The 21,847-nt window shown below is 40.5% G+C and carries 24 protein-coding genes; 2 read left to right on the top strand and 22 right to left on the bottom strand.

Translation table 11 applies throughout. The features are described from left to right. Positions 1-8 precede the first annotated feature (8 nt). The 3 genes from RIN81_RS07020 to RIN81_RS07010 all read right to left on the bottom strand — a co-directional run bounded on the left by RIN81_RS07020 (position 9) and on the right by RIN81_RS07010 (position 2,794). Positions 9-404 carry a GNAT family N-acetyltransferase gene (locus tag RIN81_RS07020; protein WP_309088715.1) on the bottom strand — a complete coding sequence of 132 codons (396 nt, stop codon included), beginning with the start codon at positions 402-404 and terminating at the stop codon, positions 9-11. Between the two features lie 116 nt (positions 405-520). Next, entirely contained in the window at positions 521-775 is a 255-nt protein-coding gene (locus RIN81_RS07015; protein WP_309088713.1) for a hypothetical protein, read from the bottom strand. Between the two features lie 45 nt (positions 776-820). Further along, positions 821-2,794 (bottom strand): alkaline phosphatase family protein, encoded by a 1,974-nt coding sequence (locus RIN81_RS07010; RefSeq protein ID WP_309088711.1) that lies wholly within the window; start codon positions 2,792-2,794, stop codon positions 821-823. A gap of 167 nt (positions 2,795-2,961) precedes the next feature. Between RIN81_RS07010 and RIN81_RS07005 the strand changes: the two genes are divergently transcribed. Then, positions 2,962-3,222 carry an HPr family phosphocarrier protein gene (locus RIN81_RS07005; protein ID WP_309088709.1) on the top strand — a complete coding sequence of 87 codons (261 nt, stop codon included), beginning with the start codon at positions 2,962-2,964 and terminating at the stop codon, positions 3,220-3,222. 81 nt (positions 3,223-3,303) lie between these two features. Here the strand turns inward: RIN81_RS07005 and msrA are convergent, their stop codons facing one another. Both msrA and RIN81_RS06995 read right to left on the bottom strand, forming a co-directional pair. Further along, the gene (gene msrA / locus RIN81_RS07000; protein WP_309088706.1) at positions 3,304-3,975 is read right to left on the bottom strand and encodes a peptide-methionine (S)-S-oxide reductase MsrA; all 672 of its coding nucleotides are present in this window, start codon (positions 3,973-3,975) and stop codon (positions 3,304-3,306) included. A gap of 63 nt (positions 3,976-4,038) precedes the next feature. Then, positions 4,039-4,419 (bottom strand): hypothetical protein, encoded by a 381-nt coding sequence (locus RIN81_RS06995; RefSeq protein ID WP_309088704.1) that lies wholly within the window; start codon positions 4,417-4,419, stop codon positions 4,039-4,041. A 183-nt stretch (positions 4,420-4,602) separates the two neighbouring features. On the opposite strand from RIN81_RS06995, the gene RIN81_RS06990 reads away from it, so the two are divergent. Next, positions 4,603-4,794: an alpha/beta-type small acid-soluble spore protein gene (locus RIN81_RS06990; RefSeq protein ID WP_242234101.1), complete on the top strand. Its 192-nt coding sequence runs from the start codon at positions 4,603-4,605 to the stop codon at positions 4,792-4,794. Between the two features lie 82 nt (positions 4,795-4,876). Here the strand turns inward: RIN81_RS06990 and RIN81_RS06985 are convergent, their stop codons facing one another. From RIN81_RS06985 to RIN81_RS06905, 17 genes are all read right to left on the bottom strand, one after another. Next, complete coding sequence (locus tag RIN81_RS06985; RefSeq protein WP_309088700.1) at positions 4,877-5,578, bottom strand: hypothetical protein; 702 nt, start codon at positions 5,576-5,578, stop codon at positions 4,877-4,879. A 118-nt stretch (positions 5,579-5,696) separates the two neighbouring features. Continuing rightward, complete coding sequence (locus RIN81_RS06980; RefSeq protein WP_309088698.1) at positions 5,697-6,704, bottom strand: metallophosphoesterase; 1,008 nt, start codon at positions 6,702-6,704, stop codon at positions 5,697-5,699. Between the two features lie 28 nt (positions 6,705-6,732). Next, entirely contained in the window at positions 6,733-7,830 is a 1,098-nt protein-coding gene (locus RIN81_RS06975; protein ID WP_309088696.1) for a nucleotidyltransferase family protein, read from the bottom strand. Between the two features lie 17 nt (positions 7,831-7,847). Next, on the bottom strand, positions 7,848-9,659 hold the full coding sequence (locus RIN81_RS06970; RefSeq protein ID WP_309088694.1) for an ABC transporter ATP-binding protein: 1,812 nt from the start codon (positions 9,657-9,659) through the stop codon (positions 7,848-7,850). Positions 9,660-9,675: 16 nt separating this feature from the next. Beyond that, complete coding sequence (locus RIN81_RS06965; RefSeq protein ID WP_309088692.1) at positions 9,676-10,128, bottom strand: S24/S26 family peptidase; 453 nt, start codon at positions 10,126-10,128, stop codon at positions 9,676-9,678. After that, positions 10,115-10,384 (bottom strand): PqqD family protein, encoded by a 270-nt coding sequence (locus tag RIN81_RS06960; RefSeq protein ID WP_309088690.1) that lies wholly within the window; start codon positions 10,382-10,384, stop codon positions 10,115-10,117. The genes RIN81_RS06965 and RIN81_RS06960 overlap by 14 nt, the downstream gene beginning before the upstream one ends. Continuing rightward, positions 10,381-11,169 carry a hypothetical protein gene (locus RIN81_RS06955; RefSeq protein WP_309088688.1) on the bottom strand — a complete coding sequence of 263 codons (789 nt, stop codon included), beginning with the start codon at positions 11,167-11,169 and terminating at the stop codon, positions 10,381-10,383. Before RIN81_RS06955 ends, RIN81_RS06960 begins: the two co-directional genes overlap by 4 nt. 69 nt (positions 11,170-11,238) lie before the next feature. Next, entirely contained in the window at positions 11,239-11,427 is a 189-nt protein-coding gene (locus tag RIN81_RS06950; protein WP_309088686.1) for a hypothetical protein, read from the bottom strand. Positions 11,428-11,565: 138 nt separating this feature from the next. Further along, a complete protein-coding gene (locus tag RIN81_RS06945; RefSeq protein WP_309088684.1) occupies positions 11,566-13,368 on the bottom strand; it encodes an ABC transporter ATP-binding protein in 1,803 nt (600 codons plus the stop codon). A 12-nt stretch (positions 13,369-13,380) separates the two neighbouring features. After that, on the bottom strand, positions 13,381-14,562 hold the full coding sequence (locus RIN81_RS06940) for a nucleotidyltransferase domain-containing protein (protein WP_309088682.1): 1,182 nt from the start codon (positions 14,560-14,562) through the stop codon (positions 13,381-13,383). Beyond that, positions 14,540-15,037, bottom strand: coding sequence for a lasso peptide biosynthesis B2 protein (locus RIN81_RS06935; RefSeq protein ID WP_309088680.1), 498 nt, complete (start codon positions 15,035-15,037; stop codon positions 14,540-14,542). The genes RIN81_RS06940 and RIN81_RS06935 overlap by 23 nt, the downstream gene beginning before the upstream one ends. A gap of 31 nt (positions 15,038-15,068) precedes the next feature. Then, positions 15,069-15,374 (bottom strand): lasso peptide biosynthesis PqqD family chaperone, encoded by a 306-nt coding sequence (locus RIN81_RS06930; protein ID WP_309088677.1) that lies wholly within the window; start codon positions 15,372-15,374, stop codon positions 15,069-15,071. After that, a complete protein-coding gene (locus RIN81_RS06925) occupies positions 15,367-16,308 on the bottom strand; it encodes an aldolase (protein WP_309088675.1) in 942 nt (313 codons plus the stop codon). The genes RIN81_RS06930 and RIN81_RS06925 overlap by 8 nt, the downstream gene beginning before the upstream one ends. Positions 16,309-16,533: 225 nt before the next feature. Then, positions 16,534-16,677: a paeninodin family lasso peptide gene (locus RIN81_RS06920; RefSeq protein WP_309088673.1), complete on the bottom strand. Its 144-nt coding sequence runs from the start codon at positions 16,675-16,677 to the stop codon at positions 16,534-16,536. A 15-nt stretch (positions 16,678-16,692) separates the two neighbouring features. After that, positions 16,693-18,633: a lasso peptide isopeptide bond-forming cyclase gene (locus RIN81_RS06915; protein WP_309088671.1), complete on the bottom strand. Its 1,941-nt coding sequence runs from the start codon at positions 18,631-18,633 to the stop codon at positions 16,693-16,695. 698 nt (positions 18,634-19,331) lie between these two features. Then, positions 19,332-20,435, bottom strand: coding sequence for an acyltransferase family protein (locus RIN81_RS06910; RefSeq protein WP_309088669.1), 1,104 nt, complete (start codon positions 20,433-20,435; stop codon positions 19,332-19,334). 203 nt (positions 20,436-20,638) lie between these two features. Further along, a complete protein-coding gene (locus RIN81_RS06905) occupies positions 20,639-21,652 on the bottom strand; it encodes a glycosyltransferase family 2 protein (RefSeq protein ID WP_309088667.1) in 1,014 nt (337 codons plus the stop codon). Positions 21,653-21,847 lie beyond the last annotated feature (195 nt).

Here is a 21,847-nt window from a genome sequence, read left to right as displayed (position 1 = left end):
CTGCTGTTTTATTTTTTACGCGGAATGAGAAAAGCTTTATCCACCCGTTCATAGCCCTGTTTTGGATAAAAATCGATCGCTTCCGGCGCGGATAGAAGCACAAGCGCCACTTCATCGCTCAGCTCCGCTTTTACGTGCTTTAAAAGCGCCGCACCGATTCCCTGTCCTTGATGCTCTTTTTTAACAGCCAAATCGGAAATGTAAGCACAGTACGAAAAGTCCGTGAGTACGCGCGCGATTCCAATCAGTTCCTGCTCCTGCCATGCTTCGGCTATCAGATCCGCATGGTCAATCATTTTCTGCAGACGAAGCAGATCGTCTGCCGGACGGCGAATACCGGAGGATTGAAAAACCTCCGCCAGCTGAGCAGCCGTAATGCCCGTATTCAGTCGATATGTAACCATGTTAAAAGCCTTCCTTTCCGCCTCCGCCATCTTTTCTTATTCTACATTATAAGCTTTTATACACCTTTTTCCAATTAAAAGTAAAAAGCTGTCCTCTATAAAGACAGCTTTTTTTCTTACATCGTCTGTTCTGCTTTTTCTAATGGATTTGTAGTCAGCTTTGACAGGCCCTCGGTTGTCTGGCTGATTTCCTGTATGGAAAGAACCATTTGATCCAGGTCTTCTTTATTGCGGCCAAACATCGTTAAGCAGCTTTCCACTTCCATTTTAACCGTTGCCAGGCCGCCCTTTACTTGCTGCAGTTTCAGCTGCGACTGTCCGTTTGATTGGTTCACATCTTCCATCGCACTGACAAGCCGGGTACTATTCATGTTGTTTTGAACGATTAATTCGTTAATGTATATACATTAACGAATTTATTCCTCTTTTTTCTTCCATAGAGCAGGTTTCACTTCTCCTTCCACAAAAGAAGGAGCTTTAATGCCGAGCAGGTTATACACATTCGGAGCCAGATCAAGCGTGGATACTTTCCCAATTGTGCTTCCTTCTTTAAATGAAGGCCCTGTTGCCATAAAGACGGGGCGCAAATCCTGTTTGGCCGAGTTTCCACCGTGAGTGCCTAGTTCAAGCGATGGCTTGCTGAAACGGCTCGTACCGTTTGCCATCATATATCCAGGTGCACCAATCAACAAAATATCTCCAGCATGAGCATGGCCAAGCGGTTTTTTCTCGGTGTCCTCAGACGATAGAATCGTTTCATATGGATGAATCGTTTCTTTTAAGCCCGCTTCCCATATTCCTTTTATATTTGCTTCCGGCAGCTTTGACAGCTCCTCTTTTTCATTGCCGGAAAGTACAGCTTCAAAGCCGAGCTCCAGCATATCATTTCGGTTTTTCTGCTTTATTTCTGCTGTCTTGAATGCGTCGATGGCCTGGCGCTTCACATCGTCAAACTCATCTTTTTCTACAATGCCTTTTTTCTCGGTTGCTTTGGCATTAATGTATACATGGGCGGCTGATCCGCTCGGTACGGCGTATGCTTTCGTTTTAGAGTAATCAATGGTGCCGTCTTTGTTTGTTTTAAGAAGGCCCGCTTTTTTCAGTACGGCATTCGGCTCAAGCATCGTGTGTGCCGCTTCCATTCCATGATCTGATACGACAAATAAATGGTCATTGTCATCCATGGCTTCCACTGTTTTGCCGACTGTATCATCTGCCAGCTGATACGCCCATTTGATATACGTTTCATAACGGTCTGCTTTTTTCTTCGTATAGCCCGGCTGGCGCGGATCCGTCAGCGTGTATTTATGCTCCTCATGATCAATCTGGGGACCATAAAAAAACAGTGCATCAGGCTTATACGTGTTCTTTATATAAAGAGACACATCAGTGATCCACGTATCAAACCGGGCACTGATTTGCTCATATTCTTCGCGGGTAATCCATTTTTTCTTCAACGCATCATCCTCAGATTCAACGGGGAAAAAGCCAAATTGCTCTGTAATGCCCGCTTCAAAACCCTCCGGCCCGCTGAACAATCCGGATGTAACAGCCGTTTTAAAAAAGGGCACCGGCTCCGTTAAATCCGTTGTTTCTCCTTTTACCTTGAAGGTAAAGCCGGCATGCTCCCCTTTGTCCATTGTCAGCGGAACTGTGCCCCATTCATCGCGCTTTGCACGTCCGTCTTCTGCGTGTATCTGCTTGTCCTCAGAAACGGTAAATTGATCGTAGTTTGTCCGCCCGTCATCCGTTGTATCAGTCGCGAGAACAAATAATGTTCGGTTTTTAGCCTTTTTCAGCTTCAGCGGCAGGGCAGCTTCCTGCGGCGAACTAAAACTTTTTGGTGCCCCTTTCCAGCCCGATGCTTCTTTGAACGAAAGCTCGTTTAAGCTGGCTTTCGCCCACGTGTCTCCATAAAAAACAGAGTAATCCGCCGTCTGGTTTTTCGTTTCTGGATTGGCTCCTGGAAATGCGACGGTCGCGGTTGTTTTTCCCTGCCGGCTTGCTTCGCTCCAGATCGGGGATACATGAATGGTTGTATGAAAAGCATCATCTTTATTATTAAACTTTTTTTCCGGATCGTGGAACTCATTGCTGACAATGCCTGTTTTATCTGGGGTGGCACCCGTTGAGAGTGCGGCATGAGACGGGGCCGTTAAGGACGGCACAATGGTTTCCGGCTTCTTTGCCCACACTCCTTTTTCGATCAGCGCCTCCATATTGGGCAGGTCGCCTGCTTTTATGTATTTTTCCGTTAAATCCTGACGCATGCCATCAAAGGAAATCACGATGACATCCTGGTCTTTTGATTGGGTCCCTGTTTTTGCTTGAGCCGAAAAAGGACTCAGGCAAATCGACAGCCCGGCCGCTAACAGCAACAACTTCTTCATTTTTACAGCCTCTTTTCTCTATAAAAGTACGGTGTTATTTACCCGAAAGAGAGGAGAAGTAGGCCTGTTTCTTTTTGGCAGCTTCATCTTTTTGAAAAAGGTTCTATTTTTTATCGAAGCGGGTATACTGAAAATACTTTTATTCTACGAAGAAAGGTTTGAGAAGCATGTTTGTCAAAACCGTCCACGTAAGAAGCTTTACCCCGCAAACCGCTGTTCCGCTTGTTCATTTAGCCAGCCAGTTCGTATCCGATATTTACCTTCATTATCAAAACCGGCACGTCAATATGAAATCGATTATGGGGGTGCTGGCACTTGGTTCGCCCAATGGGGAAATGACACTTACAGCTAAAGGCATCGATGAATACGAGGCCATTAAAGTCATCGGAGCAGCACTTGAACAAACAGAAACACGCCCCGCTTCATAGCAGGGCGTGTATTTTATGGGAAGATGGGATTGTATCAGCCTGTCCTAACATCTTAACTCGTATCTTAACTCGTTTTTCTCTTTACCAGCGGAGCCCGCGGATAAAAGCAGAGAGCTCGCCCTTGGCTGAATCAGAAATGGACCATGAACGGATTTCTTCTTCAATTCGAGGCAAAGTAGTATATTCTCTTACAAATCCATTGAGGCGGGCGGTCAAAGTTGAATCGGTAAAAGAAGCGGTTGTGGTAAACACGGAGGCTAGTTTTTCCGCTGCCCGCTTAAACCGTTTTAAATGATACTTTTGATGTCTTTCTTCTGCAGGGGTAAAAATGGAAAACGGCTGAATCTCTGTTTCAATCTGTTCATTTCTTTTCCTTTCAAGCTCACGCTTGACCTGCTCAATGGCCTGCCTTTGTTCATCATTGTGATAAAAAAGAAGCGACATGTACTGGCGGTCTTTGTATTCTGTCCGGTTTGTTGACGTATGATTCGCCCAAAAGATATGAAGAATTTCTTCAAAAGAAAGGATATCCGGATCAAATTCAATCTGTACCGTCTCCGTATGATCTCCCATTTGCCGGTAGACCGGATTGCCTGTTGTACCGCCCGCAAAGCCGGTTCTTGTCCGAATCACACCGGGCAGGGCACCAAAACGAGCGTCCGGGCTCCAAAAACAGCCCATGCCAAATGTGGCGGTTTGACGGTTTGACGTATGTGCCCGCCAGTTGGCTTCAATCTCTGCAATTGTGTGCATGATTTCCCTCCTATACATATGAATCAAAACGAAATAAACTCCGGGAGCTGGGGCCCGGAGCTGTTAATCTTCAATGGCAACTGTAAAAGCGCCTGTTTCTTCAGCAGTAATGACCGCTTGTTTTTGGTTTCCTTTATAATCTACGCTGTACGTTTGAATTAACGCGTTCAGCTTGGCTGAATCGGTATCAAGGCTTGTATCGGCAGGCTTTGCATCCATTGGCAGAAATCGTTTCGCCAGCTCTACCGCTGCCTGCGGACCCATCGGGATCGAACTCGACAGCTTATGTACGTTTTTTTCTTCGTCGATCCAGCACGTTAACCTGGCATTGATGCCGGGAACGTCAAATAAGATCATTTCATTGGTTGATTCGGGCGACGGCTGGCCGCATACATTCACAAATGCCTGAAGGGAGTCTCCTACTTTTGGATATCCATGATGCATGTAAATCACTCCTTTGACTAGATGGTCTGCTCATTGGCTTTACCCTTATCTTCATCCACTAAAACACCTGTGCCACCTAAGTGGAATCCTTCCAAAAGCGATATCATTTGCTACTGCTTTTTCTGCATGTTTCTCCCCCGCAAAACAAATAGTATAAGCAAACAAAAGAGGTGGTGAAAAAACATGGCAAACAATAACCGGCAGCAGCTTCTTGTCCCTGGGGCAGAACAAGTTTTGGAACAATTTAAATACGAAATTGCCAGCGAATTTGGTATCACGCTTGGAGCAGATACTACTTCGCGGGCAAACGGCTCAACAGGCGGCGAAATCACGAAACGCCTAGTCCGCCTTGCTCAGCAAGAGCTTCAAGGCTAATTTTTCCTACGCATGCATCCTGCAAAATTGAAACGGAAAACCACTTTGGTTTTTGACGCTTTATTTTCAGGAGCATGCGTACTTATTCTTTCTCTTCTCCCCAAATTGATACATACTGCTGTTCTATTTGAAATGCACGCTCGTTCCATTTTAACACGCTTTGCACATAGCCAAGACGATCTGCGTTATATCGTCCGGCAATCCCCTGCCATGCATTTAACTCATACACGCCGTTACGGTCAAAATCAATCGGGTAAAGCCCTGAAAGCGGTGAGACCCATCCTTCGACCGGCTGCTTTAATGTGCCGTCCGGGCTGTAGGTTTCGTTCAAGTAATCAGGCCCTTTCGTTGTCAGGTCTAATATATACCGCTTAGCAGGCTGCCTGCTTGTCACTTCTGCTTTATAATCATTTTGGTACTGGACACTGTATTGTGTTTGCTTGTTAAACAGAGCTGTGTCAAAAATCAAATAAAAACGGCCACCATCATAAGAATACACATAAGCGTAAACAGTGCCGCCGCTCCCGCCTGTATCGGTCACCACCAGAATATCTTTTACTCCATTGCCGGTAAAATCGCCGAGAAATACCGTTGGATTGTAGCCCGTATTTTCAGGCAGCAAAAGCCGGAACGAACCGCCTGTCCGCCTGTCCTGAACAACGAGTGTGATCTGCTGCAGAAATGAACTGCCCGCCGTTTGAACGGCTGTTACGTACACAATATCCGGTACGCGGTCTCCCGTGACATCTCCATGGTGCACTTGAATAACTTGTTTTTCGTCCATTAGGGCGCTCCTCTCTGACGTTTACCGTTTACGTTCCTTCCTCATTCGTATGTCAGAGAGCTGGACTTTAGACGATGCAAAAAAAGACAGGAAGCTTGCCTGTCTTTTCTCCGTACTGCTATTCCCTGTGTTTCCCGATCAGCGTCAATACATTGATTTCAGGGGGATTAAGGAACCGGAAATTTAAAAAAGGAACAAAATCACTGCTGCCGAGACCCGCGCTTACATACTGCCTGGTTCCTTTGTAAGTCCATAATCCTTTTACCCGATCCTGCGGAGGCAGAAAGCCATTTCGTTCATACCATGCTTCCGGCACAAAAAGAGCACCTAAAAAAGGAAGCCGAATTTGGCCGCCGTGATAATGGCCGGCTACAATAAGGTCAAAAGGCCGGAAAACAGATCCAGGTGTGCTGTTCAGCTGATCGATCCGCTTATCCACTACCGGGTAGTGATTCAGTGCAATGAACACTTCGGACTGGTCCGATTTATCTAAAAAAGATATGTCTTCCAATAACTTTGTTTGATGGTCGAAACGGGCATTCAAATGATCCCTATACACAGCATTTTCAGGTATGGACCGGTTATTAAGCATGTCGATTTGTCCCTGGATATCCGCTTTAGCCGATAACTCAAAGTCAATAAAATGAATTCCTTCAGAACCGCGCTTAATCGTGTAATTGGACTCTAAAAGTTGAACGCCTCTCCTTTCCATCCCCTTAATAAATTCACTTTTCACAAATGGCTTTTGCATATCGGACTGATAATTTTCCGGATCGGCATTTCCTTTTATGTAAAGAGCATGCTTTTTGTTTTCAATCCCCTCGATCAAGGAATAAAACGGTCCGTAATTGATGCTTCCGTTTTGCATATCCCCCGTAAAAATAATGGCATCATAATCGATCGCATTAACAGCTTGAATCAGTTTTTCCTGCCCGGAGCCAAATACTTTTTCATGCAGATCGCTTATCTGCAGGATCGTGAACCCTTCAAATTCTTCAGGCAAATCGTCGATCTTAATTTCCTGCTCTACAATAATGAAGCGACGATTATCCCAAATAATGTAACAAACAAGGATGACACAGAGAAGGATCAGCCCTGTTATCCCTCTTTTCATCAACTGCTTCATCTGTATCTACCTCCATGCAGCGTTAGTTTTAAAAAATAGATATCAGCACCTTAACAGCACTTAAGCAGCGTTTTTTATATAAGCGGGACAAAAGAGAAAGGTAAGAGAACCGCTTTGGATCTTGATTAACTTGAGAAAGCAGGTCTCTTCTCGTTGGAAGGAGCCAGAGCTTTAATTCGACCGAGCTGTGCCGAATGGTATCATAGCTAAAAAATTGATAGCCGATAAATTGGGTATATGAAGAAAAGCGGCTTCCTTGTTTTTGTCCCTGCTTCTTTTTTGGGGCTATATACGCTCCTAAAGGCGCTATGTCTGTTAACATCGGATATTTTTCATACACCAGCGACAATGTACGGCTCATCCGTTTTACCGTTTGATGCCTTTTCGCATCTTGAAATAACCGCTCATACGGCAGGTTGCCTTTCAAAATATCGATCATTTGAATGATATCGAGATAATACTTGGGGGAATCTAAATTGTGCCGCCAGCCATGCAGGCAGATCATATAAAAGGTATGATAATCGGATAAAGCCTTTACTTTTCCATACGAACTTAAAGGACGTGCTTCTTTCCAGAATTCCTCTATTTGAAGATCCGCTGTTGTTTCTTTTAAAATATCCCAATGAATTTCTACTGTCAGCGGGTATGGCGAGCCGGGGATCATTTTACTGAAGCTGACATGGAAATGAGACGGGATCGGCTCCTCTTCCAGATCAAAGCCAAGCTTTTTTACCGCGTGTACTGCCTGCTGAATATCTTTTTTTCGAATCAAAAGATCAATATCTGTTGTCGCACGCGCACCGATATGCCCGAAATAATCTTCAGCAAAATACACTCCTTTCAGCGGAATGGTTTCGATCCCAGCCTCTTCAAATAAATCGAAAAGCAGTTCTATCTGCTTTTTGATAAAGATGTTTTGATATAAAGCAGTCTGATAATGCATTTTCAGCTTTTTTTGGAAAAACAGAGGTGTTTGTTCCAGAACGTCCCGCTGTTTCATCAAAAAATAAAGCTGAGAAAAGACCGAATCATTGTTTATGTCCTTTAGTGCTTCAGTGTAAAAGCGCTCATCAGAGGGCATCGTAACCTTGGGATTATAAAGAGAGGCAATCAGCTGATGGATCATATAACACACTTCTTTCATTAGTAAAATAAAGGCTGTAGCTCGGCTGGCTTTTGAAAAAATTGTTTATTACTCAATGTTTGATAAAGACCTTCTTCACGTATTAACTCCTCATGGCTGCCCATTTGCACAATTTCTCCGTTATTCATGACAACAATTCGGTCAGCGTGCTGGATAGTCGATAAACGATGAGCAATGATTAATGTGGTTCTTCCTTTCATCAGCCGCTCCAGCGCTTCTTTCACCAAATATTCCGATTCGCTGTCTAAAGCAGAGGTGGCCTCATCTAACAGCAGAATGGGCGCATCTTTTAGTAAAGCTCTTGCAATGGCTATCCTTTGCTTCTGCCCGCCGGAAAGCCTGACGCCTCTTTCACCAATTTCCGTATCATAGCCTGCAGGCAGTGACGCAATAAAATTATGGATATTGGCGTCCATCGCTCCCTGAATCATCTCCTCCTCCGTGATTCCAGGCCGTGCCAGCAGCAGATTTTCCCGAATCGTTCCGCTAAACAGGAATGTTTCCTGCGGGACACAGGCGATCATATTTCTCAGCTGTGACACGGGCAGCTCATCAGCAGAAACACCATCAATCAAAATAGTCCCCGCATCCGGCCGGTAAAAGGATTGAAGCAAATTAAAAAGTGTTGATTTCCCTGCTCCGCTCGGGCCAACGATGGCCGCTGTCTGGCCGGCTGGAATTTGCAGATCAAGGTTTTGAAATACGGAATGGGTTCCATCATAGCTAAATGTGAGGTTTTGAAAGCGGATCTCCCTGCTGGTTTGTCCTGATGAAAAGTAAGACGGCAGTTCCTCTGCTTCTGCGGGCTGCTTAAACACATGTACGATTCTTTCCAAAGCGGATATAGAGTGCTGGTAGCCTGCCCATTGCCCGGCAAGACCGGTGAGAGGAGAGATAAGATGATTCACAAGGTTGATGAATGTGACTAAAGCACCGATCGTTAAAACATCATCGGTGACCAAATATGTTCCGATAAGCAGGCTCATTAAGAAAGAGGCGGTAGCAACAGCTTGTCCTCCTGCTCCGAACCACCCTCTCAGCTTTGCATCTTTTAATTCCAGCTTATACAGCTTTTCATTCTTTTGGGCGTATTTTTTGAAAAACAGCCCCTCAAGCGTAAATGAACGGATTACGGTGAAGCCCTGAAAGGTTTCAGCAAGGCTCTTTGTTATACTGCTGTGCAGGTCATGAATAACCCGGCTGTTGTTCCGGAGCAGCAAGCCGAATACAGCCCCTCCTGCAACTGCCAGGGGCGCGATCGAAAGAACAAAAAAGGATAATGTCCAATTGATTTGAACCAAATAAATAAAAGCACCGACCGACATAATCGGCAAACGAACGAGATTTAGTAATCCACTGCCAGCCACTCCATGAACATGGCTGATATCATTTGTAAAATGGGAAAGCAGCTCTCCTGAGTGAATCGAGGAAAAGCTTTTTCCTGACATAAGCAAAATATGTTTGTATAAGTCCAATTTCAAGTCTTTCTCCACTGCGTTCATCGCAACGGTATCCAAATACGTATAAACAAAATTTGTTGTAATATGTAGAAAGGACAAGCCAACCCCAACCATAACAAGCCATTTTAACTGGCTAAAGTTACGCTGAACCGCTGCATCCATAATCGTACCGATAAACCAGGCCGATGACAGGGTAATAGCCATTTCAACGAAAAGAAGCAAAAACAGTCCAATATATACTCCTTTGTGTCTCCTAATATAAGGTGCAAGCAAAATAAAGATGTGTTTTATCTCTTTAAATGAAAAGTATTGCTGCAGGCTTTGCTTATTTATAATGGTTTTGAGTTTCATGTTCCTGCACCTCTGGTTATTTTCCGGCTTCTTTGTAGTTTAAAAAAGCTCTTAAAAAAGAAGAAATGGGGGGAAAAGAAAGGACTATTATGCGCCAAATGAAAAAGAACGGCCCACCTGTATGCATCGTTCGGTTTCCTTTTCGAATAAAAAGAAGCCTGCCGATAATGTGATCATCTGTAACAGGAGTATCTGCACCTAAATTGGTGTCTCCTTTAAAAAGATAACGTATATACCGGCTGTTCTTTTTTACTCCTAAAAATCGATGAGCGACTAATCGATGATCTGCTGCTTGAAATAAAACAACGTCTCCTTTTTCCAGTTCCGACGTTCCACATACCACAAAGCGGCAAACATTCCCCCTTTGAATGAGTGGAAACATACTGGTCCCCTCTGCCGGCAAATCGATCCATCCGTTTTTTTGAATAGATTTTTTCACTGCATAAACGGCATGCTCATTCCCTCTCATAATCAACCAGCTCACAGCGGCTTAAGTGTGCCAAAAACTCCTCAATATCCGCTTCCACAGCCGTTCCCTGCGTATCATATTCTTTCATAACAGCCTGTGCAATCGATTCGGATGTTTGTTTATCACGCAGTAATTCCCAGCAAAAGCCGCCCACTTCATTAATAGTCGTAACCGTGTATTGCTCCATATTTAAAATAATCCATTCACCATCAAGCTCAACTGCATCCGCTTCACTTTTACGCACATACGTTGTCATGATGAAATCAGCTCCCAAAAAGTATTATTTTTTTGAAAATATAAATCATATACCGCACTGTGCTCCACTAATCGTTTTAATAAAAAAAGAATCGATGCCGCTTCTTCCTTTTTGTGAGGCCAGTAAAAGACTTTGTCCATCAGCTGCAAAAGAGCATCCGATTTTTTCACTTCCACTCTTTTATTCGTTAACGATTGATGCAGCAGGTGAATACTTTCTAGAGGTACCATTTCTTCTGTCCCGCTTGCCCGCAATTCACTGCGAAAAGGAGAGTCATATACGATCACACTGTCCATCGTAATTTTAACAATGGTTGCTTCATCAGAAAGAAGAGTGCGCGGACAGGATAATTGGGCCGCGGTTGATTTCCCGGCTCCGGAACGGCCTGAAAAAAGGTGGGCTCCTTGCCCGTCGACCACACAGGACGAGTGAATGAGCAGCCCCCAATTGTGATGAACGATATAAGAGCTGTAAAAATTCATCAATGCATGTTTTAAAGCAAGCTCATCATGGACAAAAAGGGCTGCCCGCTTGAAATCAGGCTGCACTTGAAGCTGGTAATCCGCTCTTGTGAAAGAAATAAACTCCTCGCTTTTTTTTATATCTACTTCATAACCTTGAAACGAAACCCCGTAGCCGTCCTCGATTGTCATTTCAATATCCGGCTTTTTACTTGGATGAAAAGAGGGAAAATCTTTTGACAAAGCAGCCAGGACTTGGCTGGAGCAGCTGTTAATCTGAATGTGATGATCACCAATTTTGGTTTGAAAGGTATTCGTATTCACGGCTATTCTCCTTCTTTAATGCTTAAAACAAGCAAGTAATGGAAGTTCTCCATTACCTGCTTATTTTTATTAATTTCCTTTTCCCGGATCACCCGCTCCGCCTGGTGTTGAGTTTGGATTGTTCGGCGGCCAGTTCACTCCATCATTTCCTGTACCTTTATGATCTAAATTTCCTTTTCCAGGATTCCAGCTTTGAGCGGTTTCAAATTGAATGGCTAGATGAGAAAGCACATGGGGTGCGTTGTATCCCTTTTTCATTTGTTCACCTCCTTCCCAACCATATCGTTCTTTTTAAAGAACAATAAGAGCATAATTATCCTATATGAGAAGAAATTCGGTAGATCTCTTAATAATAATATTATTATAATCGATAGTTAGTTCTTTTTAAAGAACATTTTATCCTTGCTTGATCACCGCTGCCTGGCTGCTTAACAGCTTGCTGAAGACTTTATTTTTTTCCTGCGAAAGCTGGCTGAATGCCCCCTGCTGGACAACCTCGCCTTTTTCCATCACGATCACTTGATCAGCATTTCGTATCGTTGACAGCCGATGGGCAATGACAATGATCGTCATTTTTCCTTTCAGCCGCTCAATTGCTTCCTGTATTCTCGCTTCATTTTCCGTATCCAGCGCACTCGTGGCTTCATCCAGCACCAGAATAGATGGCTTGCGCAAAATCGCCCGTGCCAGCACAATCCGCTGCCGCTCTCCGCCTGACAGCTTAATCCCCCGGTCGCCGATGACCGTATCGAGTCCTTGCGGAAGATTTCGGACAAAATCTGCTGCGGAAGCAAACTCGAGTGCTTCCCACATTTGATCCTCTCCTGCTTCCGGTACAACGAGTTGCAGGTTCTCCTTAATGCTTGTATTAAACAGGAACGGGTCCTGCGCTACATAACTGACGGACTTCCTTAAAGACAGCACATTTTCCGCCGAAAGCGGAATGCCGTCAACAAGCACCTGACCGGACTCCGGTTTGTTTAATCCCATTAACAAATCAATCAAGGTGCTTTTGCCCGCGCCTGAGCGGCCGACTACAGCAGTCATTTGATTGGCGGGAAGAAAAATATTAAGATTTTTTAATGCATAAACAGATTCTTCTGCACTATATCGAAACGAAACATTCTCGCATTCTACTCCTTTAAACAGACGAACAGAAGGAATTAATTCAATTGATTGAGGCTCGAATTCTTGCGCACTCTTGCATTCATGCTGAAAAGCTTTTACTGCTTTAAATGATGGAATAGTCATGGCTAATTGTTCCATAGAAGACTGGATTCCTGCCACTCTAGGCCATAGCCTTGAAAAAATAATAATGATCAGCATCAATTGAGCAGTTTGTGCTTGAAAGCTATTGACAGCTGTATAGATAAAAATAGCAATTAAAAGAGCAGAAGCAATTTTATAATATAATTGTGATGTTGTTTTCATTTTTGTATATTGAATCTGTTCCTTCTCCATGTTACTCGAAATATCTTGAAACCACGCTATTCTCGATTTCTCTAACGTATTGCTTTTAATATCTTTAACTCCATTTATTTGATCTGTCACTCCGGCAAAAAAAGCTTTGTTGAGCTCATAATTTTTACTTCCTAAAACAAGTGACCGTTTCAGAAACTTACGATTTAATAAAACAAGAATACTTCCAGAAATCAAAACGAATATTGTAATAGAAGGGGATAAAAAAAAGGCGAGGCCAATTTGAATCAAGGTAAACAAAAATGAAGCAAGAAATTGCAAAAATGCATTTGTGCCTGCGGTAGCACGAGTTACTTCATTTAACAGTAAATTAAGAAGATCTGATTTTCTATTTTTAATGAAAAAGCTCCAGTTTGAATGAAGTAGCCTGTTATAGGTTTCTGTTCGCATGTATCTTAAAAAACCGTTTTGTATAACGGCGTTTCGTATTGTGATTTGTCTTTGTAATGCATTTTGACCTATTACTAACAACACGTATATCCCTAAAGCTACGGGCAGCCCAATAACACTAGGAATCTGCTCTAAAAAGCCAAATGCCATAAAAAAAGGGCCATTCGGTATCTCCAAATCTATAATTCCCGTTAAGCTCAGCATAGGCGTCAGCAATAAGATTCCAACACTTTCAAGTAAGCCAATCGATGCCATAGCGAAAAGATTAAAGTAAAGAATATTTCCAGTGTATAGATGAATTTGTTTTAAAAAATAAACGATATCTTTCATGCTGAAAGCCTCCTATGATAGCGCAGGTTTCTTCCTTTTTCTCCAAGCCCATAAAAACGGACGCAAGGGATAATACAAAATATGCAAGCGTTTAGGCAAAGGCAGTATCCGGGCATCTTCCGGATAAGGATGTAAAAAACTAAGAATATAAAAACACTTTTGCTGAGCAGACATTAACGAAAACAAATGACGTGCATGATATTTAGAAATCTCTAGCGGAACCGGATCTGTATGCAAATTAACCATTCGTTCCAGATAAAAAATCGCTTCTTGAGCTAGTTGTTGTGACCGCTTTACTGATAAAAGCGGCTTCAATTCTTCATGGACAGAGGAATGCAAAAGCTGTGCAGCAAGAATAACAGCTTGGCCTGCTACGTTTATATTATGATATATTTTAAATAATTCACAAACCATTTTCCAATTTATTTCTTGTTTCATCATTTGCTGAATATCAACCAGCCAGCGAAGTCTTGACCATCCATGGCGCGCCCCATGAGAAATAAGATATAAAAAAAGATCTTCCTTACCGAGTAAATAAACGGGGGAACCAGTAAGTGAACTTTGCCTTTTGCGCTTCCACAACTCTTGAAAAGTCGGCTCACGCCCGGGACCGGGGTGCATTCTCCAGTGAATCTCCAGCTTGATTTTTTTTTCAGGATGAAAGTATGTGACATGATGATGCCGCCATCGCCAGTCCTCTAAAACCGTTTCAATGTAGTCATCCTTTTGATATCCACGACGAACCAATAATTCTTCGGCTTCTTCAAGACTTTGAATAGGTACAATGAAGTCTATGTCACTCGAAGTACGAAGAGAGATATCTCCATAGAGATCCTGAGCCAGAACCGGCCCTTTTAAAAAAAGAGCTTTTATTTGCTGAGCAGAAAAAAGAATGCTCACCTGCTCCATTTCGGCACTTAACTGCAACATCCTAAACGTATTATTTTTATAGTATTGGCGTAGAGATTCAGCTACAAATAAAGGCACTGTATTTTCGCCAAGCAATTTTATTTTGGAATAAAGTACGGGAAAAACACGGTGATGCAGCGTAAGTTCTAAAAAATGATGCCAATTAATATTTTCACAAAGTCTTTTTGTATTTATTTGGATACTTTGTTCATTTTGCTCTTTCAGCAGTTCAAATATAAGCAGTACTTCCGGTGAGAGATCTTTAAGATTCAGCATCCTTGTCATAGCTTGCTCCTTCTCCCCTTTGAATGTTAATCTCTTTTGCAAATTTAGCAACCACTGTAAAATTCTCCATCTCCTCAAACCCCGAGACATAAAAAGAACCGCTGCGCAGCCAGGCATGAGCAACAAGCTTCCCTGTTTTATCTTTGGCTGTCCCTAAATAAAGAGTGCTTTCAATGTTTCTTTTTTCCAGCATCTTTAATGCAGCCAATGCTTTTACCAGGCATGCGCTCTCCCAAAACGTATAATGACTCATAGTACGGATCGCAGAAGAAACGCTTTTTGAAGTTCGCAAATTTATTGAGGTAGCTGTAAACATAGTCTCTTTCATTGGAACTCCTAGAGAGGGTGCAATTTCGGAAAAATTTCTTCTCTTTTGATATCGTCCCCATGCCAAGTAAAAAAACGCTTCTATTAAGAGAAATCTCGTTTTTACATCTAATTTAAAAAAGGCTCTTGCCTTTGTGAAGAGCTTCATTTCTCCCTCCTGAATTTTAAAATTTTTGACATTAAGGATGGGTTGCTCCGCTCACTTGAATTAATCCTTCCTCAAGCAGTCGGTTTAGAAATCCAATGACTTGATCTTGGCAATCTGCTTGCTGTACAGCGTATTGAGAAGTTAAGGACTCGACTAAACAAGATACGGAAACAGGCTCTTTGATCGCTTCCCAAATATCTCCGCCTACCTCGCCAAGATTGTAATATCGTCCTTTTTCAATGCTTAACATTACTTTCTCACCATCCATATCGCTCACAATATTTCCAGACTTTTGACTGACAAGATGACTGGTTGAAAGAATCTCGCTTTTATTCATATACCATTTCCTCCTTCGTAATTGTACTTAAAACCAAATCCGTTAAATTGGCAGCTGTAAAACGGGAAGTGGGCCGTTGTAATTGATACATACTAATTTTACTTAGAATGTGAGCGGAAGTTTGAAAGTGCCATTCCATAAGATGAGCCCGAGTAATAAAGAAATTACGGTACGTATGCTTAAACAAAGTATAAAACCGCTCCATATTTTCAATTTCGTGGATATTAACTTTTTCATGATCTGTTTTTACAAGCTCATATATTCCTGCTAAAGGTAATGGCTTCTCTGCAAATTGAGTGGAAACAGGGACTGCAAATTTTGTTTCTCTGGCAAATATAGGTCGATACTGATTGGATTTCATACCGAATTTATGCAAGCTTTCCAGCCATAGTTTCTGCTGTGGATAAGCGGGTGTTACCATTGGAATATTTTCCATAGAAATTGTTATAGGAATTACATCGTCACTTAAAAGCTGACAGCCATTATTTAAAAAAGCGGATGCAAGAGTCGACTTTCCAGCTCCTGAATCTCCTACAATTGCATAAGCCTTCCCATCAATCGCTACCGCACTTCCATGTAAAGGAAGAATTTTTCTCTGCATCAAAACAGCACCCATGCATGTTCCAAGAATATAAAGACGGCGCTGATCTTCATCAGAGCCATTGAAAGGAGAAACAATGACTTCGTTGCCATTTTGAACGAAATAGATAGCGACTTCAGGAACGTTAAACAAGCATGTATTTTCGGTTATAACAAAATGCTTTCCTGGAATGGAGTCTTTCAGCCACAATGAAGTCAAATCCATTTCTTTTACTACAATATCTTCTGATAGCTTCTCAGATGCTTCTATCTCAATTATTTCCGGCAAAGAGACTTCGCTTCGAATACATAATCCAAAAGCTTTATAGACATACATGTTGTTTTTTTCTACCATTTGATTTTTCCTCCATAACAAAAGCTTTTGTTTACCAAATACATAGCTATGAAAAAGATATTTCGTTCAATATAACGAACAAAGAAGTAAAAAATAAGGCTCTTTTCTTTTTACAAAGCCATTTTTACTCTTTTACTCCTTTTTAATAAGGTTAAAAATGGTTGAGTCCTTATTACTTTTCAGTGAATAAGGACCTAAACAACCTATGAATAAAAGCTCTATCTATTACGAACCGTGATGAACTCCTGTTTGTCCTTCTTCGCCAAGAGCAGCATTGTACCCTTCGTCGTATTTACCCCAGTTTGCACTCGCCATTGTTTCTTCAACATTCAGCACTTCCAATGTAGGAGCTTTCCATTCTTTTTTCATTGATTTCACCTCCTTTCAAGTAAAATGTTTGATATATCTATATACATTCAAGCTGTGCATCAACACCTGATAATCTGAATCGAATGAATATTCTGCCCGTGGACCTTGTTTCATCTTCTCAAGAGCCGTCTGAAATACTTCCATATTTATTAATTCCATCATAACTGGATGATGAGCAATGTTTTCAAGTTCATGTATAAACACTTCCCAATAAGGTGTCATACGGTGAATACAATCGGCTCCCTGGATGCCTCTAACTTTTTGATTTAACCGGACTTTATCCGGAAGAATGTTTTTGGTAGCTCTCCGGATAAGTGCCCGTCCAAACCCATTTTGTACATACTGGTCCTCCGGTATCGATAAACAAAAGCGGATTACCCGTAAATCATTCGTTGGATCACGCTTCCACGTAGAATAGCGTAAAGACAGCTTGGTTCCGAGTGTGCCTGTTGCATTCCATGGGAAAGTTTCCTCAAAATGTTTCTTCCTCGCCATGTATACATTCTCTAAAGGCGCAGACCCCCTTACATCAATTCCGTGTCCTTTAAGCTTGTCAAATACCTTGGTTCTTTTCGCCAGTTGTGGATTAATAATAAGCGGCTGCTTGGAAGAATCATTAAGCGACTGGTATTTTGTTAGGGTTGGAAATGCTATTTTTCCGATTGTCGGCAGAAGCCGCATTCTGCTTCCACCCATGTTTTTACTGTATTGATTTAATTCACGTAAAAGATAAAGCCATCTTACCTTTTTTAAAAGCAGCGCATAATATTCTAAAACCGGTCCCCAGGAGATACTTAAATTTCCTCTTCCACCATTTAAAAGCACTCCAACTCCTTGATCATTTGCTCTTTCAAAAATGCCTTTCAACCAATTCGCATTCGCAAAAAACTTGTAGGGCATTTCCATTATGCCAAGCCATTCATTTATTTCTGAAAGAGGATTAATTTCGTCGAAAGAGTGATAGTGATCTTGTATATTACCTACATACTGTACAGTCGACTGAATAAAGGGCCGTTCATCAGCTGCGGCATTTTTAGGCGTCCAATCAATAAAATCTGCCGAAGGAACATAACTAAACGTATGTAGCTGCTTGTTTTGCTTACGTAATTCCCTTGCCGCAAATCCTACTACCGATCCTGAATCTAAGCCGCCGCTTAAATGGGCACCTATATTTTTGTATGTACGAAGCCGGCTGTTGACAGCTGTTTGAAACACTTCACTGAATGCCTCTATATATTCTTCGTTTGAATTTAGCCGCAGCTTATTTGAAGGTATAACCGTACAGTACTTGCATATTTTTTTTTGCCCATTTGCTATCGTAATACTGTGGGAGGGCGGCAGCTGTTGAATCATTTTGTGCACCGTAATAGAAGTATCAACGCCTTCGTTCATCCCCGGAGTTGCCAAAAACTCTGCCATCCATTGCTCATTCAGCTGTTTTTTAACATAAGGTAACGACAGTAACGGCTGTATAGTTGTACAAAAAGCAAAGCGCAGAGAGTCATAATAGTAATAGAGTGTTCTACTGCCCGAAAAATCTCTGGCGCCAAATAGCCTCTGCTTTCTTTCATCCCAAATCATAAAAGTGAAATCACCGATAAGATACTTGGGACATGCTTCCCCCCATTTTTCATAAGTATGTAAAATGAGCTGACTGTCTGTTATCACCTTTCTATTCGGCTTGTCCACTTGCAGCCGCTCAAACAATTCTTCACGATTATCAATAATCGCATCGGCTGTAATGGCCAGCTGTCTCTCATGATCATAATAAGGCAGCTGTTCTTCTATTGATTCCGGTGTAATCCATTGTGCATAGCAGCCCAAGAAGATATTTTCTTTATGCCATACTTGTATATCATCGGCTGGAAATTGCTTTAAGTTTTCCATTATTCCTTGAATATGCTCTCTATTCACTGGTTCCTTACTGCTATGGTAAATCCCAGCAATTGCACTCATTTCCTGACCCCCTTTCTATTAAAAATATTTGATAGATAGTGTATTTATAATTTTTGTGAATATTATGTATGGAGTAATTCGAAACTTTTCGTTATAAAGTATAAAAACGACATATTTGTTCTTTATTAAGAACAATTAATTGAAATATATCATCCCTGTTAATAACCGTCAATACATATTTTGAAAATTTCAATTAATTTTTACAGTTATATATATGAAACTGAAAAATGGGTGGCAGATATCACGTATATTCACACCTTGAAAGACGGGTGATATTATCTGGTCTTTGTATTGGATCTTTCTGCACCCCAAAAAAATCGTTGGTTATTACTCTTCCCGTTCAATGACGGCAGAGTTAGTGATCGAAGTACCCAAAATATCTGCCGCTCCCGAAGAACTTAATTTTTCACATATGTCTTGACTCACAATACAAAGCAGTGAGTTTACTTAGTACGTCAAAAAATATCGTACCAAGCAATCCTTTAGTCAGAAAGGCTGCCCCTATGACAATGCCTGCATCAAATCGTTTCACGCTATATTAAAGAAAGAAGAAGTCAGACATGCGCGATACTAGACTACCCATCGATAAATTTGGCGATGTACCAATTTATAGAAGATTGGTATAACTGCAAAAGAATTTATAATAGTATTGGCTATCAGACACCCTCAACTGTTCAAGATCAAATTAGAAAAACGGCTTAAGAATTAACTTTTTTTACAGGAGCCGTATCTCCTGATAAATGATTAATTCCTTTCATACTTCTTTGGAATCCAAAGCGAATTTTCTTACGTAATGGTTCTTCGTAAAATTGGTACATTACTGCGGCCAAGAATAGAGAGATAAAGAAGCATAATAATATTTTCAACATATTCTCTAATTGAAAAAAATCTAAATAGCGTATTACTAATTGGTGAATCATGTAAAAAGAAAAACTTATTTCTCCTAAATAAATTAAAAATTTGTGTGATAAAACATTAGAAATAATACCAGCCTGAAATGAAAAAGTAAAAATTAACATGCACCAGATTGGGATAAATAAGCCGCCACGTACTGCTCCAACGTCCAAATTTACCGAAAGTAACAATAAACCAATAAAAGATATTACGCAGAACGATTCTAATAATGAAAATACAAACTTACTTATGTTCACATCATCTCTTTTAGAGATAAAAATTAAACCTAAAACGGCTCCGATCCCAAATTCAAATAATCTAGCTAAAGGAAATATATGTAACAACCAAACGTGTAGATGGTTATTTTCATCTAATTTTATATTTAGTGTGAATAGTATGATCCAAATTATAAAAGCTGTTCCTAACGATTTGAATATATGCTTGTTAACACCCAGTCTCATTAATACTGATATAAGAAAAGGGAATGTTAAATAAAAAAACATTTCTACTGATAGAGTCCATGAAACACCGTTAAAATTAAAATATGTTCCTTGACTAGGAATAAAACTTTGAACTAAAAGTAAATTAATTATTGACATAAAAGTGAGTTTAACCAAATAAAGTCCGGCTGGATGAAAATACAATATCACTAGGGGCATTGAGATTAGAAAAGTTAATATATGAACAGGATATATTTTTGCAAACCTTGCGAAGTAATATTTCTTTATTGTTACCTTATCCAACTTTACAAATTTAGAATGGTAAGTGTAGGCCATTATAAAACCTGATAATACAAAAAAGAATGAAACTCCTGCAGCGCCAAGTTGATAATTGCTAAGTACATTTACATGAAATAAAAATACCATAAAGGCGGCGATAAATCTGAATGATGTTAAGGACTTTAACAAATGGCCTCTCTCCTAACTCCGAAATGTATATATTGAAATACTTCTTTCCTTGTCAAAATAAAACTAAAATTTTTAGTAAGTCTTTGGCAATGTGTTAATACATTTAAAAAGCCATTAATTTTCTTTAAATTAATGGCCTTGGAGTTAGTATTCACATTTTGTATATTTGAAATTAGCCATACACTCTTTTTTCCTTGCAAACACTACTGTATTGCTTTTCTTCGGGAAGCAATAAGAATTAACGTGTACATTTCAGGATAGATTCTGAATGTGAAAAAGCGAACTTTATCTTTTATAGGCAGATCAATAAAAATTCTTTTGCTAAACTCATTGAAGTGATAGCGATATCTTTTGACCAATGATTTTTTTATTTTTTTGTCATTCAGATTAAAAAAGGATGTAATGGTCAAATTCATCATGTTGAAAAAACAGGTATTGTAAATATCATTGAACTCTTTTTCTCTAAATAACACCATTCTCTCATCATACATATTCAGTAAATCCAAATGTTCTCTAATATTTTGGGCTTCGTTTGATTTTTTATGAACTAGGCTTTCTTGACGATTAAAGTAGTAATATAGCCTTTCATCCGTTATTACAAATTTATTAACTCGCTTCATTAAATAACAAATAATTTGCTCATCTTCTCCACGCCTGACCTGAGTACTAAAAAGAAGATTATCAAATAAGTTTTTCTTATACAACTTATTAGTAACTACGACCCCTACTCCGTTTATTTCATATTCGGGGTCAAACACTGTCTTAATTGCACCAACCTTATCATAAACTCTGATTTTAATGTTATCTCTTAAGGGTTCAGCATAATTACTGTCCCAACAACCTCTGATAAAGCAGGCTGACATATCTGCATCTTCCTTTTTAAGTAACATATATAAGCGTTCGTACATTTCAGGATGAATATAATCATCAGAATCGACAAAAGCGATATAGTCACCTGTTGCTGCACCAATCCCCTTATTTCTTGCCGCACTTACTCCTTGATTACTCTGGTGAATAACCCTAATTCTATTATCTTTTTTTGAAAACTCTTCACAGATCTTCATACTATTGTCAGAGGAACCATCATCAACAAGGATAATTTCAAGATTTTTATATGACTGTCCACAAATTGTATTTAAGCATCTTTCAATATAATCCTCTACATTGTAAACAGGAACAATAATTGATATTTTTTCAGCAGTTATACCTTTAGTCATAAAGCCTACCCCTTTCAATGTATCTTACATTATCTCTTTTCTAAGAAAAAAGTCCGTTGTCTAAATATTTTGATAGCAGATTTTACTAAAGAAAAGTAAGTTTTTGCTTTACAATTTTACTAAATAGATAATTAGAACATCTTATCAAATGTCGAACAGTATGAGTGACTAGAATACTTAGATTTTAGGTAGTAT

Source organism: Domibacillus sp. (genome assembly GCF_031181085.1).
GTDB lineage: Bacteria > Bacillota > Bacilli > Bacillales > Domibacillaceae > Domibacillus.
Note: the sequence above shows the minus strand (reverse complement) of the source record. Positions and strands in the feature narration are given on the sequence as shown.